Origin of the sequence: Chryseobacterium sp. JV274, assembly GCF_903969135.1 — a bacterium.
Taxonomy (GTDB): Bacteria; Bacteroidota; Bacteroidia; order Flavobacteriales; family Weeksellaceae; genus Chryseobacterium.
This window is the reverse complement of sequence record NZ_LR824569.1, coordinates 966,424-983,383: the sequence shown is the minus strand read 5'-3', so window position 1 is coordinate 983,383 and position 16,960 is coordinate 966,424. Positions and strand designations below refer to the sequence as shown.

The following is a 16,960-nucleotide window of genomic DNA, read 5'->3' as shown; positions in this document are numbered from 1 at the left end:
TTATCTTTGATAAAATTGTAAACTACATATTCTTAACCTCTCACAGTTTTTACAAATTAGGCAGATTCTGATGAGAAAAAATGTTAAATCTCCGGAATGATCTCTGGGAAATTGATAATATTTCTTTGCTGAAAATCTTAGATTTTCTTGCGCCTTAAAATTGGCGAAATGTATAAACTTTTGCGCCTTTGCGTTTCCCAACACTCAATATTTTTCGTATAAAAAAAGAACTGGAAAAAGCTTTAAGGCTGTTCCTGCTTCTGTGGTTGATTATTGGATGTAAAGAATTTCTGCTTACCAATCAACAGTTCAAAAAAAAGTCTGAAATCTGAAATTAAAGACCATAATGGATATTTAAAAGTAGCCGGTCTGTTTCTCTCAATCACTGCATGACTGAACCAGGCAAATCCATATCCGAAAATTGGAATATACCAGAGAAATCTTTCCTTTCCGGAACTGATCACATATCCTATGACGAAAAATATGAGCAGTGTTCCTATAAAATGAAAAATCCGGGTTCCTGTTTTACTGTGTTCAGTAAGGTAAAACAGATAAAATTCTCTGTAGGTTTTAATTCTTTCAGCCATGGTGGGTTAGTTTGTTGATTCTATTGAAGTTATAGCAATAATTCGGCCGATTTTTTTAGAGTGTAAAAAATAAAAAAGGCAAAATCGCAAATCAGTCTGTTCAAATGTTCGACTTTTTTGCCATTTTGCCTTTTCAAAGTTTTGCTGCTATTTTTTAGCTATTCTTTAATTCTTTTCCAAGTTTACTGTTTTTATATCCGTAGCAGAAATAAATAACCATACCGATCAGGAACCACATTCCGAACCAGAACCAGTTTTCATGGCTCATTCCTGTAAGTAGATACAGACATGAACTTAATCCAACCAATGGAATCAATGATAAGTTCTTGACAAAAGCTACTACACATAAGATCAGGTTGATGATAATAAAGAAGAAAATAGAGGCTCTGAATTCTCCTTCATTAGGATCTGACCAGTTCATCAGGTTGTCAAAAAACTCCGGTTGCCACTTATAGAAAGCCAGCAAACTACCAATGAAAACAACAGGGAAAATAATTTTACCATTCACATACGGAAGGTGAAATCTGCCTTTGATTTTCTCTTTGGCCGGAAGCATAAGTACCCCTGCACATACCAATACGAAAGCGAAAATAGTTCCGATACTCGTAAAATCCAGGATAAATGTTTTATCTGTGAATAGGATAGGAATACCAACTACAATTCCGGTAACAACAGTTGCGTAAGAAGGAGTTTTATATTTTGAATGTACCTTCTGGAATCTCTGAGGCATCAGTCCGTCACGGCTCATCGCATACCAGATTCTCGGCTGCCCCATCTGGAAAACCAATAATACAGTAGTAATGGCAACAATAGCAACGAAAGAAACGGTAAGTTCCATCCAGGCTACATTAGCATTTGTTTTTTCAAAGATGAATGAAAGCGGATCTCCTACGCCATCAAACTTTTTATAATCTACCATCCCTGTTAGTACAAGCGTTAGGGCAATATAAATTACCGTACACAGTACAAGAGAGATAATCATTCCTTTTGGTAAGGTCTTTTGTGGATCTTTGGTCTCTTCAGAAAGTACACTTAAGGCATCAAATCCGATATAAGCAAAGAATACTCCGGATACTGCACTCATTACTCCGGCAAAGCCGTTTGGCATAAAGGATGGTGTTCCGGTAGTAGGGCTTATTGGTGTCCAGTTTTCAGTATTGATATAAGAAAAACCAACCAGGATAACCAATATGATTACACCTAGCTTTAAGATAACCAGAGAGTTATTGAAGTTTTTACTTTCTTTTACTCCTACATAGCAAAGCCATGTAATCAAACCGTTGATAACCAATGCCGGAATGTCTACAATGAATTTCAAACTTCCAATCAATGGAGCTGTTTTCCAGGCATTTAACAGTTCTTTGTTTTCTGAACCATATTGAACTGCTTTTCTTGCTTCAGTATAGCTGCAGGTCAGATAATCAGGGATATGCATTCCGAGACGCCCTAAGAAACTGGTGAAATAGTCCGACCAGGAAAAGGCTACGTAAATATTTCCGAAAGAATATTCCATAATCAGGGCCCAGCCGATTATCCAGGCAATCAGCTCACCAAAACTCGCATAGGCATAGGTGTATGCAGAACCTGCGGTAGGAATTCTGCTGGCAAATTCAGCATAACATAAGGCAGTAAATCCACAGGCAAAACCGCAAATCAAATATAGAAGAATAACACCGGGACCACCTCTGAAAACGGCTTCTCCCAAACTGCTGAAACTCCCAGCTCCTATAATAGCCGCAATACCAAAAAATACAATGTCCCATACACCCAGGACTCTTAAAAGTCCCGTTGAAGTATCTGTATCTGAATAGATTTTTCTTCTAAAAAGTTGACTCATTCAATAACTATATTTGATTTGAAAAAAAGCAAATGTAATGATTTTTTATTTTGATGTTAACAGTTGTTAAGAACATTTAGGTAAAAATGCTCAAACAAAAGGTTTTAATCCTTATAAACAGGTATTTCCACATAGCTGTCATTATACCATTTTACCTCCAGAGGTTCCCCAGAATCTTTTATCGTTTCGTCACTTACATCCTTGCCTGTCCCATAATTGATCTGCCAGTTAGGGTTTTTATTCACCCCCACCAATAATAGGAGTTTACTTCCTCTTTCTATTTTTCTACTCATGAAATACGAGTTATTAATGGGAACCTGCTCCATTTTATTGGGTTCAAGAAGCTGTCTTATTTCATTGTTCTTTGCATAGCTGGCTCTCACAATATGAGTTGATAATAAAGATGATTTTCCGTCCGGCTGAATCTGGTACAGATAGGTGTCAGTATCAAAGTCTTTTTTATTGATGGAAACATTGAAGAATCCTGAAAGGTTTCCGCTGATGATCATATCCTTATCCAATATTTCACTTTCAAAAGCAATTGAAGTAGTCATTTTTATACTGTCTTTTTTACTGACTTTGTAGTAAATGTCTTTCTGATCCCTGTTTTTAAAATCAACAATTTGTTTTGTGAAATTTTGGGTATCCGGTTTATTAAACACAGATGAGGTGTTTTTCTTGTCCTGAAGATAGAATTTAACAGTGGAAGTATGCATTTTGTCAAGATCAGAAACATGTTTCCACGTATTGGTATTCATCACCTGAAAGTTAATTCTGTCTTTTAAAATTTCCGGTTTTTTGCCTCCTTTAAGAATATAATCAAACCATGAAAATGCAAGGTCATCGATACTTATTCTGGCTGCCGGATCAATAGGACTGCCATTCACATAAGTAAAGCCGAAACTCTGTGCTCCTCCATGATTATAGGGACCTATTACCAGATAATGGTCTGCATTTTTATTGTATTGATGATGCTTTTTAAAATAATACAGCGCGCCTATCTGATCATCATCATAATATCCGGTTGTTGTCAGAATTGGAATGTTGATTTTAGAGAAATCCTCTTTGTAAGGAACCATTTTCTGCCAGTACTGGTCATACCCCGGATGATCCAGCCACCGTTGAAAGATTTTGCTGGGTTTCCCGCTTATCGTGTCCAAAGACCTGAATGATTTTCCACTTTTATACCATTCTGTATTGATTAAATTCCATTTTGCGAAATTGCTAAAGTCTACTTCATCAGTAAGTTTATTGTTGGTAACATACTGTATCCACTGCAGCATATAGCTCATAAATATATTATTTTGTGCCGGATAGTCTATCCCGATTCCTACTGCAACCTGCGGTACAATCGTCTTTAATGCAGGATGCAGTTTTTTAACAGCTGCCCACTGGCTGAAACCTAAATAGCTTCCACCAATCATTCCTACTTTTCCGTTGCACCATGGCTGTCTGCTTATCCAGTCTATTACCTCATAGACATCTTCCGACTCATGCTCAAAAGGATCATTTATATCCTTACTGTTTCTCTTGCCGCGGGTATTGACAACAACTCCTACGTAATTATAAGTAGCCGCTCTCTTTCCAAAAAATTCATCAAACGGACCCGCATAAATATTATTGGTAAGTATAACAGGAAGTGGGGAAGTGTTTTCCTTTTTTCTGACAATGGTAATCGTTAAGGTATTCCCGGTTTTTATCTTAAGATCTCTGGTTTCAATAATGAATCTTTCCTTATCCTTTGAAGCCAGCAATTTCATCACCTGAGGTTTGATACTTGAATATGTTTTATAGTTGAGATAACTTTTGCATAGTGAGAGAGCAGTTTTGTAATCAATACTATCTTTGTTCTTTTGCGCGTCCAGTATTTGATTCATTTGTTTTCTGGATTCTTTCACATTGCCGTCAACCGCAAGAGGTAATCTGGGAATCAGTTTTTCCGGAATGCTTTCGTATTTTTGATTAAATACCTTCTGAAGCGCATCAGAAAAAGAGAGGCTGCTTTCTTTTTGTGCCAGTTTAGCCATGCTGTACAATTCAAAGCCCATCAATCTATAGTCTCCCATATGATGATCGGCAAAGAGATTACGGTTTTCTGACAGAGAAGCCAACGAATTTTTATAATCCTGAGCTACCATTTGTAAACGGAAAAGATTGTCCAGAAGGTCGATTTTGTTTTCCGGTTTGTACTTTGCAGACTGAAGTTGGGGGATCACTTGCAGAGCAAGTCCTGGCATCTGTTTTTCCAATATAAGAGAGTCTGTTACAGCTGTCTTTGGAAACTGAAATTTTTGTGCCTGCAGCAGGTTTACAAAAATTAATGCTAAAAGTATCTTAAATTTCATGTGATAGTGTGTTTATGGTATGTTTTTAGCTGCTGTTGAAAAAGTATCAACTTAAAATATGTTTTTGATAACTTATTATTAAAATTGTTTACATTTTATCAGACGAAAGTAGTAAATTTTATCATTGAATGGTGAGAAATTTTTCATCATTGCTAAATTGCTATTTAAACCTAATAAATCTGTTAAAACTTGCTTAAACAATAAGTTTTTAATATTTTCGTTAACTTATTTAGACTAATTTTCTTATATCAAGAAGAATGAAATCAAAAAAAATACTTTTAGCGGCTGCAGTAGCTTATTTCGGAATCTCCGATGCTCAGCAGTCCCAATATTTTACCCAGAAAGAAAATTACAGGTTTAATCTAGCCGAAAATCTTTATCAGACCAAAATATACAACGCTTCTCAATACGAATATGCAAGACAATATTTCTACAATCAGAACTTGTCTCGTTCGAAAAAAGAAGCTGCGCAGTTTTTTGATAATGTGATTGGCGTGATTCTTCAGAAAAATCATGCTGAAGAAGGATTAACCGCTTTCATGAAAGAATATCCGAATTCTGCTTATTTTGCACAGGCTAATCTTCCATTGGCAGATTACTACTTGGCAAAAAAAGATTTTGATAAAGCTTTGGAGACTTTGAAAAAAGTAAACCAGTATCAGCTTTCAAAAGAAGAGAATACACAGTATATTCTGAAGCTTGGGTATGCGAAATTTATGACAGGTGATTCTAAAGGAGCTATCGATGCCCTGGAGGAAGCTTATAAAACAGCTGATCAGTCTCAAAAAGGAGAAATCGCTTATATGTTGGGGCATTTATATTACAGCAACAGACAAAATGATAAAGCTTTCCAGTATTTTGATTCTATAAAAGATCAGGATAAGTTCTCAAAGCTGGTACGTCCTTATTATGTACAGATGTATTACAATGATAAGAACTACGATCAGGCAATTACGGAAGGAAATGCTTTGTTGAACGAAAATATTTCTGATTCTTATAAAGCAGAAGTTCATAAGATTATCGGGGAGAGTTATTTCATGAAGAATGATTATACGTCTGCTTATCCACATTTGAAAGATTATCTGAGTGTACAGCAGAATCCGTCTGAAAACGATTTGTATGAGATGGGATTTGTAGCTGCACAGCTAAAAAAATATGATGAGGCAGTTTCTTATTACAACCAGCTTCTGAACAGCAATTCAGCCCTGGCACAGAATGCTTACTACCAGTTGGGAAATGCTTATCTGGCAGTAGACAAAAAACAGGAAGCTCTTTCTGCATTCCGTTCTTCTTATCAGATGGATTATGATGCAAAAGTGAAAAAGCTGGCTCATGAGCAATATGCTAAATTAAGTTACGATATCGGAAACCCGTTTGAAAGTCCTTCTGCGGTAATCCAAAGTTATATCAATGACAATCAGAATGGAGCTAATGATTCAGAAATGAGATCATTATTGGTAAAATCATATCTGTATTCCGGAAACTATAAAGAAACTCTGAACGCTATTGACAGATTACAGAGTTCAACTCCTGAGATCAATAAAGTAGACCAGGAGGTTTCTTATTTATTGGGGACTGAAGAATTCAACAAAGGAAACTATGACGAGGCTGAAAAGTATTTCTTAAGAAGCCTTGGTTTCAATCTTAATAAAGAATTTAACAGCAGAGCTTTATATTGGCTGGCACAGGTGTATTACCAGAAAGGAAATTATCCGTCTGCCATTGTTCGTTATGAAAAGCTTCTGAACGAAAACTTCCCTGAAAAACAACAGCTTCCTTATGATTTAGGATATGCTTATTTTAAATCCAAGAAATTTGATCAGGCCGCTGCTTATTTCAAACAATATCTTACCAATCCGAAGCCGGAATTCAAAAATGATGCAGAACTTCGTCTGGCAGATATTCATTATGCCAATAATGATCTGAATGAAGCGATTGCCATCTATGATAAAAATGAAGATGCAACGGATTATACTTTGTACCAAAAAGCAATGGCTTTAGGATTCAAAGGAGATACTCAGGCGAAAATTACCAACCTTAAAAACCTTTTATCAAAATATCCGGATTCTGAATATTACGATGATGCTCAATACGAAATAGGAACAGCCTATGCTGCTCAGGATGATTTTACAAACTCCAATGATTATTTCGGAAAAGTGATTAAAGGATCTGCTGATAAAGATTTAATTGCTAATGCTTCAATCTACAGAGCACAGAATTATATTGATCAGAACCAGAATGATAAAGCACTTTCTGAGCTGAAATCTTTGGGTGAGCAGTATAAAAATACAGCATATGCCCAGAAAGTTGTTCAGGCGGCGAAACCTGTCTTCACGAAAAACGGAGATGTTTCAGGTTATGAAGCCTTCGCAAGAAATATTGGTGTCAATGTAGATGCTGCAGAAATTGATGAGATCAATCTGTCAACAGGTAAACAATTGTTTGCGAAGAAAGATTATAAGAATGCAATTTCTTATTACGAAAAGTATCTGACTCAGAACCCAACAGGGGAAGGATTGTACCAGGCGAAGTATGAATTGGGGGAAAGTTATTACCAAACTAATAATTCAACTAAAGCTTTACTTGTGCTTCAGGAAGTTGCTGGAATTCAGAATGATTACCAGGATGATGCACAAACTCGTTTAGCTCAAATCTTTATTGCACAAGGGAATACTGCAGAAGCGAAAAAGTACCTTGAGGGAATTAAAAACTCTTCCAATATCAGCATTAAAAATTATGCAAATGTTGAGCTGATGAAGCTGTATGCAGAAGAAAATAATTTCTCTGAAGCTGAAAAATTAGCCAATGCCGTAATTGCTAATTCTAAAAACTCGGCAGCTGTTATTGAAACTGCGAAAGTGATTAAAGCAAGAAGTCTGATGAACTCAGGAAAAGATAAAGATGCACAGTCTGCGTATGTTTCTCTTGAAAAATCATCCAACACTTCAGTAGCTGCAGAAGCTTTATATGCAAAAGCCTATTATCAGAACAAAGGGAAAGCGTTCAAATCTTCTAATGAGACGATCTTTAAGCTTGCCAATAACTATGCATCAGAAGAATTCTGGGGAGCAAAAGCTTTGGTATTGATGGCGAAAAACTATATCGGCCTGAAGGATAACTACCAGGCAAGTTATACATGTGATCAGATCATTGCGAACTATAAGGATTTCCCTGAAATTGTTGCAGAAGCAAAAGAAGTTAAAAAACAGATTAAGAAATAGGACATGAAGGTTTTTAAAATTGCTATTTATTCTTTCTTAGTTTCGGCTTCACTCTGGAGCTGCATTCCATCGTACAGTGCATATCCTAAAGAGTATAATCGCGCAAAAACTGACTTTCCGAAGCAAAAGGCTTTTGTAGTGAACAAAGAGCTTAAGAATGAATTTGAGATTTTAAAACATTCAGATATTTATGAAATTGTAGAAGACAGTACCCATACAGCTAAAATAACACTGCATCCGATGCTTACCCGTACTCCTCCATGTGGAAATCCTATGATTGGGAGTATGCTTACAGTCGGGTTATTGCCTTCAGGATTTCCGTATGATATTTCTTACAGTTATGATGTAGCTGAGAACAGTACAACGAAAAATTATCAATACAAATTACAAGTTTATCAAAGCCTTTGGCTGTTTAATATATTCAGACTAGGGAGAACTTTTTCAAAACAGTCAGGGAAAGCTTTATTAGGCAATTATATTGCTTCCAATAAGTAAAACCCGTTATATATTTTTTTCAAATAAAGAAAATATGAACAAGAAGATTCAAATATTATCCATATTATTTTTAGGAATTTCGTCAGTGGCGTTTTCCCAGATCAAGGAGGAAAAACTGGTTCTTAACAAAAAAAGAGAGCCGGAAGTGAAGAAGATCGAGAAGAAGAAGACTTCTGTGGAAACCATTAAAAACTATCCGCCGGAAGAGAAATCGCAGACTCCTGTGAAATATACCATCACGGATGTTCCTGCTGTTTCTGATTTCAAAACTTCAACGATTCAGGGTGAGGATGTTGCTCCGAAATTTGACGGAACGGCTCAAAATAATTATTTCCAGTTCGGAATGGGTAATTACGGTAAAATCTTAGTAGATGGAAACATCTCCAAGACCCTTGAAAATAAATTTGAAGTGGGAGCGGATGTTCACGTTCTTTCTACTAATGGTCTTAAAAAAGAGTATGACTGGAAATCCGGACAGACTTCTGCTAATATTGGTGCTTTCCTGAACTCTTACGGAGAAAAAGGAAAATTCAATATCAATGCTGAATATGGTTTAGACAACTATAATTATTACGGGATCTATGCGATGCAGCCGACTGGTGAGCTTGATCTGAAGCAAAAAGTAAATCAGTTTAAAGTAAACGGATATTATGACTTTTATTCCAATGAAATCTTAAATGATGTAAGGGTAAAATCATCATTCCTTAAAGATCATTTTGATACTCAGGAAAACCAGGTTTCCATTCTTGCCAACTTTTCCAAGCATGCGGTAGAATTAGGAAAATCAGGAATCAATCTGAATGCTGATCTTGGAGTAGGATTGGATGCGGTGAAGACTGATTTTGCCATCAGAGATAAAAACTCTTCCAATTTCTTCAATACCAGCCTGACTCCGAAAGTGACGTTCAGAAAAGGTGATTCCTATTTAATGTTAGGTTCATCATTCTCTTTCCTGAATGCTAAAAACTCTAATGATCAGCTGGAACAGCAAAAAAATAATAAGACCTATTGGTTCCCGCAGGCAGAGTTTCAGTTTGCTGCAGCCAAAGAATTTAAATTCTATGGTGGGGTAGACGGAGGCCTGAAACTGAATACTTACGGAGATATGTTACAGACGAATCCATTCATCCTTTCTGATCAGTTTTTAAAGCCTACAGAGACCAAATATCACTTTTATGTAGGATTGAGAGGAGACATTGACGAAACGCTGAAATACGACTTCTCTGCAGGGTATGGAAAGATGAGAGATATTATGTTCTTTAAGGGCAATGGTCTTTTTGATAATACCTCTGTTGAACGTTCTGCCTATAACTTTGCCAATACATTCTCTGCGGTCTATGATGATGGAAATGTAAGCGATATCAAAGGGAGCGTGCAGTATTTCCCATTAGCAAACCTGATTTTAGATGGAGAATTAAGATTTACAAAGTATGATCTTAAGAATTACGACAATATTTATAACGTTCCATTGTTCAATGCGAGCATCGGGGCAAAATATACGATGCTTGACAAAAAACTATTGTTAGGATTTAAAGGAATCTTTGCAAGTGACAGAACGACAAACTCTTTTGCCATTGAAGGAGTGGGATCTCCGGTAATCTACCAGTCTACGGAGAATACAAACGATAAAGTGGGTGGTTATGCTGATTTAAATCTTTCTGCAGAGTATAAAATTCACAAAAACTTCAGCGTTTTCGCACTCGGAAATAACCTTCTGAGCTCAAAATACCAGACGTACAAAGGCTATAAAGTCCTGGGTGCACAGATTTTAGGAGGAGTGAAAATTACATTCTAAACTTTAAGATATTTCAATAAAACAAAAACCTTACATTTCAGGATGTAAGGTTTTTTTATTACTTGTCTTTAGCAGTTGGTAAGACGTCATTCAATAAGGTAACCAGCATTTTTCCGGGTTCTTCCCAAGGAATTAAATGTGCTGAATTTTCAAACCAGATTCCTTTTTTTACAGGAGCTTTTACATTTTGTAACCATGCATTGGTGGGTTCAGAAGGGGTTGTATAATCGTGGCGTCCCATGAACATGAAAACGGGAATAGGGAAATTTTTTACGGTTTTGAAATCAACATTCAAAAACTCTGGTAAAAGTTTTTTCAATGTAAAAAGACTTCCGCCGCCAAGGGCATCAAGATCTTTTTCAGAATATTCTGAGAAGAGCAGAGGGGCCTGGAAATAATACCTTGAATTATTCCTGAAAGCCGTTAAACCACCATAATATTGCGGCCATTTCCTTGCAATAATAATTCTCTCCCGTGTAATCGCCTGATTTCCGGGATAGGGTGCAATGGATTTCAATTCTTTTATGGCAGTTTCATTTTTTAAACGGGTTGCTTCTTTTAAAGCAAACTCTACGCTTAAACGCTCATTATCTTTGGTATTGATAATCTGACCTATTCCAACATAGGAATAGAAGAGATCAGGTCTTTTTAAGGCAGCATTCATGGAAACAATCGTTCCCCAGCTGTGGCCCATCAATATCACTTTTTTCTTATTGTATTTTTTCTGAATATATTCCGTTAGCTGAATCACATCTTTTACATATTGGTCAATATGTATGGTTTTTCCCAAATTAACGGTATCATTAATAGCATAGGTTTTTCCTGCAGCTCTCTGATCATAATTAACGACTGTAAAATACTCTTCAATGGGTCTTTGAAACATCCACATAACCGGAGCTACAGGAGAGGCGGGCCCTCCGTGAACAAACAGTATAATTGGATTTTCTTTATTCTGTCCTCTTACATATACCTGCTGTTTTATACTTCCTATGGTAACAGGATAACTTTCCTGAATCCCATTGGGGGAAACAATGGAGTCGAGATCTTTAATGATTTCTTTAGCTTTGGTATACTCATCATTGGATGGGGTATTCTGTGCAAAAAATACAGCTGTCCAGAAAAACAGAAAGGCTGATAATATTTTAATTCTCATAATTTTTGATCTTTGAAATGTGCTTTATATTTATGATATGAGTCTGAAGTTTATTTTGAATGTTACATATTTTATTTTTTAAACATCTGAACTTTAAATGTTTGCTCTTTTTCTTCATAATATTCCCCATTGATCCTGCTGCAAAAAGATAATCTACCTTATCAATGATTTTGTAATTAAACTTTTGCAGACTTTATAAATTGTAAAAAAATCAGTATTTTCGCAGTCGAAATCATGACAATGGTATTTTGAGATTACTCATTACGTATTGTTTTATGAACACGGCTGCATAGTTTAATGGATAGAACTTCGGATTTCGGCTCCGACAGTGAGGGTTCGAATCCTTCTGCGGTCACTAAGCTCCTTTTTTAGGAGCTTTTTTGTTTACACACACAAATATAGATTTTTAGCAAAAATATAGCCCCGATATCCGGAGCTTTTATGATTAGTTAATGGGGGAATAAAAATATGAGAACATATGTATACCAAACCCTCTCTTTGAGAAGATTTTTGTAATATCTGATAAATGTTAAATTAAAATATGAAATCCGTACACTGCGGGAAATTAAAATGGCTTCCCTAATGATTTGGTCTTATCTTATTCCTCGTTTTTAGGTTTAAAATTTCTTCCTACGCCTTGTCGCAGAAATGTAATTTTTCCCTGTGTTTTCTTTGCTTTTTCAAGGATTTCTAAGGCTTTAGTTCTCTCATTAACCTTACCTGCGTGTGTTATATTGTCCTGAAGATCATTTTTTTTCATATATCAATATAGTGATTTTTTTTATAAAAACAAATAATTTAATGGAGATTATGAAACACTTATTTTTTTATGTTAAGTTTCTAATCAATATATTTTACAATTAAAAGGCCTTTCTTCGTCTAATTTCCAAATTTCTTGACGTGTATCCTTTTCTCTGATACTTTGATGATAAAGGGTTCAAGGTTTATTATTTTCCCTGCTTGAACTGTAAAGTGGCGGTTTATTTTCTCACAATAGGTGTTTGCGGGTAACGAACTTTCCACAAGTTCTATTCTGTAATTTCCAGACCCCAGGAAAGAGCCGATTTCGCCATTGTCATCTGTAACCACACGCTGTATAAACTTATCTTTATCATAGATGCTGAAAATAATTCCTGCAGTTTTAGGTTCAAATTCCAATGCTTTTTTAGGGTCAAATTCATAAGTGATTTTTCCCAGCATTGTTCCATTTTGATGGAGCGGAACTTGAAGAGAATAGCTGCTTTTTTTTACTTCAAATTCCAGTTCATTATAATACCATCCTTGCTGGATCACCTGTTTCAGCATATACTGACCATATGGAATAGCTTTGTACGCAATTTTACCATCATGATTTGTTTTGAAAGAGATATTATTGATCATAATAATATAATTTTCAGCACTTTGGTCACCTTCATCATAGACACTGTTATTATTATTATCATAAAATACAAATGCAGCTATTTCTCCTTTTTTGCTGGCGATAAGTCTGTTAGGTTGAAGGTTCAGGGTGACACCTGCTTCAATAGTAAAAAAATTATTGCTGAAATTGTTGGAAGAATAATTAAACCAGGAAGAATTCAGGAATACTCCATATTTTTCTTTTGTATATTTCAGGTTAACAAATCCCGAAGGAGACTTACCATATAAAATATCATCAGTATAGGATAATCCTGAAGTAATATTTAGCTTTTTGCTAAACAGGTTTTTATTGACAAAAGCGGATACTGAAAATTTCTTATACATGATGTCCTCATTGAAATTTCTGGATGAAGCAAATTCGGAAAGGTAATAGCTGCCATGCTGATATATTCCGTTTATATTGAACCATTTATAACTGTAATTACCAGTGATTTTCATCTGATATTCTGCATTGTGGCCATCGGGATACTGGACTGACCCTGCTTCCAGTGCAAGTAATGAAGAGTGTTGTCTATTATTGCTTATCCATGTTGTATTCTGAATGATTCTAAGTGCTTTCAGTGTTTGCAGTTCCTGATTTCCTGAAGTATCAAAAAAATTATTGTAGCTGTTAGAGCTTTCCTCCTGATATTGCATGCCCACAGCAAATCCGGAATTTTTCCTTTTCGCGAAATTGATTCCAATATCTCCTCTTATGGTATTTGATTTAAAATCATTGTTGTAAGAGTGAAATTTTGGTGAAAAGTTAGAGATCATCGCATTCGCATACAAATAGTGGTTTTCAAAAATGGGGGTTGAAAAATTCTGCTGTATTTGCAGCATTCCTCTTCTGTTTCCAGGATAATAGTCACTGCTGTAGAAATAGTTTCCATTCAGATTAACTTTTTTGATACTTCCTGAATACTGTGTTTCCAAAGCCAGAGAAGGCTGGGTAAGATGCGTATTTTCATAATAACTTAAACCACTGTATATTTTGGAATTCATTTTCCATTCTTTATTGAAAGAATACTGAATATCTGTACCTAAGACATGATGATTCGCTTTTTCATGAGGGTCATTTTTAAAAATATAGGTTGCTGAGAAATTTTTCGATGCATTTTGAGCGCCCATTATTCCTCTGGCATAAAAACCGTATCCGTATTTCAGAAAAGAATTTCTTTCAATAAGACTGAAACTCTGATCTACAAAACCTACTTCTATTTTCTTGTCTTTATCTGAAGAAGTATAAGCATATTCTGCACCTCTTCCAAATAAGGAGACTTCCATAATTTTACTGATATTCCCTAAAGTGAATTCACTTTGCTCTTTATGATAAGATATATAGGTATTGCTTACAACAGGATCTCTTTGATTGTTCAGCGTATAAATATTACCGCGGATAAACATATAACCTGAAGGAAGATTAAAGCCGCCTGACCCCATCAGCTGATACATATCTGTAGTGTTGCCAACACGTCTATAACTCGCAGTGATGGTGTTTTTGCTGTAATTTGAAAATATATCGAACTCCATATCCTGATAACGCTGGGTAGAAGAAACGTTTTGTACCGATATAGAAGTGTTACCAAAAATTTCCTTGTCCGGTTCTCTGAAACCTGCAATATTAATGGTAAACTGAGGGCTCTTAAGCAGATTTCCGGAAGGCAGAAACCGAAAAACAAATACAGAATCTTTTTGCACGTCGATAGTTCCTTTTTTTTCAATAAAAAGGTTCTTCTGGGCAGCTTCAGGAATTTTAAATACAAGGGTAACATGTTGTCTTTTGTTTCCTAAATTGGAAACCCTTGCCCGGACTTCCAGAGAATCTTTATAAGTTCCCATGTAGACAACAGGATTTTCAGCTGTTATCTTCATGTTGTTATTCTCCATCACCACATAGGAAAGGCTCTTTTTTACAACCTCTTGATTTTTTTCATCAGTAATGGTGAATGTGAGATCTGCTTTACCGGAGATGATAGTGTTGCTGGTCAGTATTTTGATGGGAATAAACAGATTCTGGCCAGGATTCAGTTCTATCTCTGAATTGCTGTCAGATATTGTTCTGAAACCTTTGGGAGTCCTGACTTCAACCTTGCCTTTGAAATGTTTGCTTTCATTGTTTTTCAAAACGAGCAGGATTTCTATAATGTTAGGATTAGCCTGATTGGGCTCATTACGGATCTCCATGCTTATAGCTGTACCAGTTTGAGCCGAAATCCAAATGGAAAACGGGATCACAATAAAAAGTATTATTTTCCTGAACAGCCTGTTATGAAGCATTATAAATTATTGAGGAGTAATCTCGAATTGTAGGGTTGTCGTATAATCTTCTGCTTTGGCATTGATAAATCTTTGATCATTAGGTTTAGTAGAATACTTCATGTCATAATAAACCTCAGTATTCTGTGTAGAACTACCAGCTGCGATAATTTGGGGCGCCGTACTCAGCAAAACAGTATATACAGTTCCCATGTTGCCTGAAATAGGAATCAGATTAAGCTGTACTGCATCAAGAGGCAGGAAGTTACCGGCAGATGAACTGAACTGAGTCTGAAGGGATTTTAATTTGATCTGATACTTCGTATTGCTTTTTACAATAAGTGCATTAGAATACGTTACATTAGCCCCATTTACGTAATCCTGTATATTTTTAAATTCAAGAGTGCCGTTCATGGCGGCAGCTCCAAACTTCATAGACATCTCCGGAATATCCGTAGGAGTTCCTGAAAGCGTGCCAATCTGAAATTGAAAATTATGATCCATAGTACCAATAATATTGTTGTATTGATCATAAGCAGTAAACTGTAATGGCGCTGTAAAAGTAATCCAGGCAGGATATGCTCCCAGATAGGTTCCTCCTGCCAGATTCATGCTGTATTTAATCTGAAGGCTATAATAACCATTCGGTTGTGCGGGCTGATTAAATAATGCTGCATTTGACTGGGGAATTAAGAAAACTTCTTGCCCTTCTTTCAAAATCACATTAAGCGGCATGCCAATTTGCGGGATAGACGGAACAGGGTTAGGGTAGGCCTTTCCTGAGAATGAAACCGGCTGAAAAGAAATTTTATTCGCAGGTAAAATATAATTTCCATTATTGGACGTGATAGGCTGTTTCAACCTTACCGAAACCCTCCAATAAGGGATGTTGATATTTCCATTACCCGATAAGGTAAGCGTGTACGCATCCGGATTTGTATTGCCGTTATAAGAATTAATCTGCAGATAACTGTTTACCCACGAGCTGTATGAAATTTGTGAAAAGCAGCTCATGGAGATCAATAACAGGATAAGAAACAGTTTTTTATTCATGCGTAAAATTCAGCTCTGCCAGCTCCAGATTATTGTTGTCTCCATAATCAATCATTACCGATGCAGTATATTTTCCTTTTAAAAGGGTTGAAGGAAGAGGTATATTCACTTCTCTTTTATTTCCGGGCATAGTATAGAAAATAATCTGATCAAGTGAAACTTTATTGCCGTTTTCTGTATTGACAAGTTCTGTTTGTATTTTTCCATCTGTCCATATATTACCCTGATTTTCGAACAAGATGGTGAGGTCTTTTTTTGACTGAGCTAGGGTAAGATTATGGATTTCAATTTTTTTACTGGCTTTGGCAGTTAACTTATGAAAGAGTTTAATTCCTGAACGGATACTTACTTTTATATTGGCTCCTTTATTATCTACATCATTCACGGGATTCATCTGGCTCACATACAGAACAGCAGTATGGGCTAACATCTGATCTGACAACGTGCCGGGAGGAGTTATGGTTACATCAATATCTTTTCTTTCCCCGGGAGCTAGGGTAAAATAGGTGTCTTCATTTTTTATAGATATCCAGCTGGCGCAAGATGTTGGCAGCGTATTGGCCGGAGACATTTTGTTTTCTCCTGTTTCATTATATTCCCAGTCACCTAAACTGACAGCCATATCCAAAGAATTTTTTGCACTTACATTGGTTACGGTTACTTTCTGGGTAGTGCTTTTTCCTGCATCAGATTCAAAATAAAGTCTGGGAGGAGACACAGATACACCTGTCTGAGCTTTGAGTTGAGAACAGAAAAGGAGTAAAGAGAATACAATGAAGATATAAGATCGGTTCATTATTATACTTTGCTATTAAAG

General features: G+C 36.0%; 11 protein-coding genes and 1 tRNA gene. 4 read left to right on the top strand and 8 right to left on the bottom strand.

All coding sequences use genetic code 11. From position 1 onward, the window contains the following. Positions 1–242: 242 nt before the first annotated feature. From CHRYMOREF3P_RS04610 to CHRYMOREF3P_RS04600, 3 genes are all read right to left on the bottom strand, one after another. The gene (locus CHRYMOREF3P_RS04610) at positions 243–587 is read right to left on the bottom strand and encodes a DUF962 domain-containing protein (protein ID WP_077416564.1); all 345 of its coding nucleotides are present in this window, start codon (positions 585–587) and stop codon (positions 243–245) included. A 154-nt stretch (positions 588–741) separates the two neighbouring features. Next, complete coding sequence (locus CHRYMOREF3P_RS04605; protein WP_077416566.1) at positions 742–2,424, bottom strand: APC family permease; 1,683 nt, start codon at positions 2,422–2,424, stop codon at positions 742–744. Positions 2,425–2,528: 104 nt separating this feature from the next. After that, positions 2,529–4,769, bottom strand: a complete 2,241-nt coding sequence (locus tag CHRYMOREF3P_RS04600) for a CocE/NonD family hydrolase (protein ID WP_180563966.1) — start codon at positions 4,767–4,769, stop codon at positions 2,529–2,531. Between the two features lie 257 nt (positions 4,770–5,026). On the opposite strand from CHRYMOREF3P_RS04600, the gene CHRYMOREF3P_RS04595 reads away from it, so the two are divergent. From CHRYMOREF3P_RS04595 to CHRYMOREF3P_RS04585, 3 genes are read left to right on the top strand one after another with little or no spacing between them, the layout of a single operon-like run. Continuing rightward, positions 5,027–7,990 carry a tetratricopeptide repeat protein gene (locus CHRYMOREF3P_RS04595; protein ID WP_180563965.1) on the top strand — a complete coding sequence of 988 codons (2,964 nt, stop codon included), beginning with the start codon at positions 5,027–5,029 and terminating at the stop codon, positions 7,988–7,990. A 3-nt stretch (positions 7,991–7,993) separates the two neighbouring features. Next, on the top strand, positions 7,994–8,485 hold the full coding sequence (locus CHRYMOREF3P_RS04590) for a hypothetical protein (RefSeq protein ID WP_077416572.1): 492 nt from the start codon (positions 7,994–7,996) through the stop codon (positions 8,483–8,485). Between the two features lie 34 nt (positions 8,486–8,519). After that, entirely contained in the window at positions 8,520–10,280 is a 1,761-nt protein-coding gene (locus CHRYMOREF3P_RS04585) for a TonB-dependent receptor (RefSeq protein ID WP_077418026.1), read from the top strand. 58 nt (positions 10,281–10,338) lie between these two features. Here CHRYMOREF3P_RS04585 and CHRYMOREF3P_RS04580 read toward each other — a convergent pair whose 3' ends face one another. Further along, complete coding sequence (locus CHRYMOREF3P_RS04580; RefSeq protein WP_077416574.1) at positions 10,339–11,433, bottom strand: alpha/beta hydrolase; 1,095 nt, start codon at positions 11,431–11,433, stop codon at positions 10,339–10,341. A gap of 283 nt (positions 11,434–11,716) precedes the next feature. Here CHRYMOREF3P_RS04580 and CHRYMOREF3P_RS04575 point away from each other — a divergent pair. Continuing rightward, positions 11,717–11,788, top strand: a tRNA-Arg gene (locus CHRYMOREF3P_RS04575). A gap of 243 nt (positions 11,789–12,031) precedes the next feature. Here CHRYMOREF3P_RS04575 and CHRYMOREF3P_RS04570 read toward each other — a convergent pair. The 4 genes from CHRYMOREF3P_RS04570 to CHRYMOREF3P_RS04555 form a co-directional block, all read right to left on the bottom strand. After that, entirely contained in the window at positions 12,032–12,193 is a 162-nt protein-coding gene (locus CHRYMOREF3P_RS04570; protein ID WP_156118919.1) for a hypothetical protein, read from the bottom strand. Positions 12,194–12,312: 119 nt separating this feature from the next. Then, positions 12,313–15,111, bottom strand: a complete 2,799-nt coding sequence (locus CHRYMOREF3P_RS04565; RefSeq protein ID WP_180563964.1) for a hypothetical protein — start codon at positions 15,109–15,111, stop codon at positions 12,313–12,315. Positions 15,112–15,117: 6 nt separating this feature from the next. Then, positions 15,118–16,143: a hypothetical protein gene (locus CHRYMOREF3P_RS04560; RefSeq protein WP_180563963.1), complete on the bottom strand. Its 1,026-nt coding sequence runs from the start codon at positions 16,141–16,143 to the stop codon at positions 15,118–15,120. Continuing rightward, positions 16,136–16,939, bottom strand: coding sequence for a molecular chaperone (locus tag CHRYMOREF3P_RS04555; protein WP_180563962.1), 804 nt, complete (start codon positions 16,937–16,939; stop codon positions 16,136–16,138). Before CHRYMOREF3P_RS04555 ends, CHRYMOREF3P_RS04560 begins: the two co-directional genes overlap by 8 nt. Positions 16,940–16,960 lie beyond the last annotated feature (21 nt).

Excerpts from the sequence above, each read along its gene's own strand:
- CHRYMOREF3P_RS04610 (WP_077416564.1), bottom strand. The coding sequence starts at position 587 with ATGGCTGAAAGAATTAAAACCTACAGAGAATTTTATCTGTTTTACCTT.
- CHRYMOREF3P_RS04605 (WP_077416566.1), bottom strand. The coding sequence starts at position 2,424 with ATGAGTCAACTTTTTAGAAGAAAAATCTATTCAGATACAGATACTTCA.
- CHRYMOREF3P_RS04600 (WP_180563966.1), bottom strand. The coding sequence starts at position 4,769 with ATGAAATTTAAGATACTTTTAGCATTAATTTTTGTAAACCTGCTGCAG.
- CHRYMOREF3P_RS04595 (WP_180563965.1), top strand. The coding sequence starts at position 5,027 with ATGAAATCAAAAAAAATACTTTTAGCGGCTGCAGTAGCTTATTTCGGA.
- CHRYMOREF3P_RS04590 (WP_077416572.1), top strand. The coding sequence starts at position 7,994 with ATGAAGGTTTTTAAAATTGCTATTTATTCTTTCTTAGTTTCGGCTTCA.
- CHRYMOREF3P_RS04585 (WP_077418026.1), top strand. The coding sequence starts at position 8,520 with ATGAACAAGAAGATTCAAATATTATCCATATTATTTTTAGGAATTTCG.
- CHRYMOREF3P_RS04580 (WP_077416574.1), bottom strand. The coding sequence starts at position 11,433 with ATGAGAATTAAAATATTATCAGCCTTTCTGTTTTTCTGGACAGCTGTA.
- CHRYMOREF3P_RS04570 (WP_156118919.1), bottom strand. The coding sequence starts at position 12,193 with ATGAAAAAAAATGATCTTCAGGACAATATAACACACGCAGGTAAGGTT.
- CHRYMOREF3P_RS04565 (WP_180563964.1), bottom strand. The coding sequence starts at position 15,111 with ATGCTTCATAACAGGCTGTTCAGGAAAATAATACTTTTTATTGTGATC.
- CHRYMOREF3P_RS04560 (WP_180563963.1), bottom strand. The coding sequence starts at position 16,143 with ATGAATAAAAAACTGTTTCTTATCCTGTTATTGATCTCCATGAGCTGC.
- CHRYMOREF3P_RS04555 (WP_180563962.1), bottom strand. The coding sequence starts at position 16,939 with ATGAACCGATCTTATATCTTCATTGTATTCTCTTTACTCCTTTTCTGT.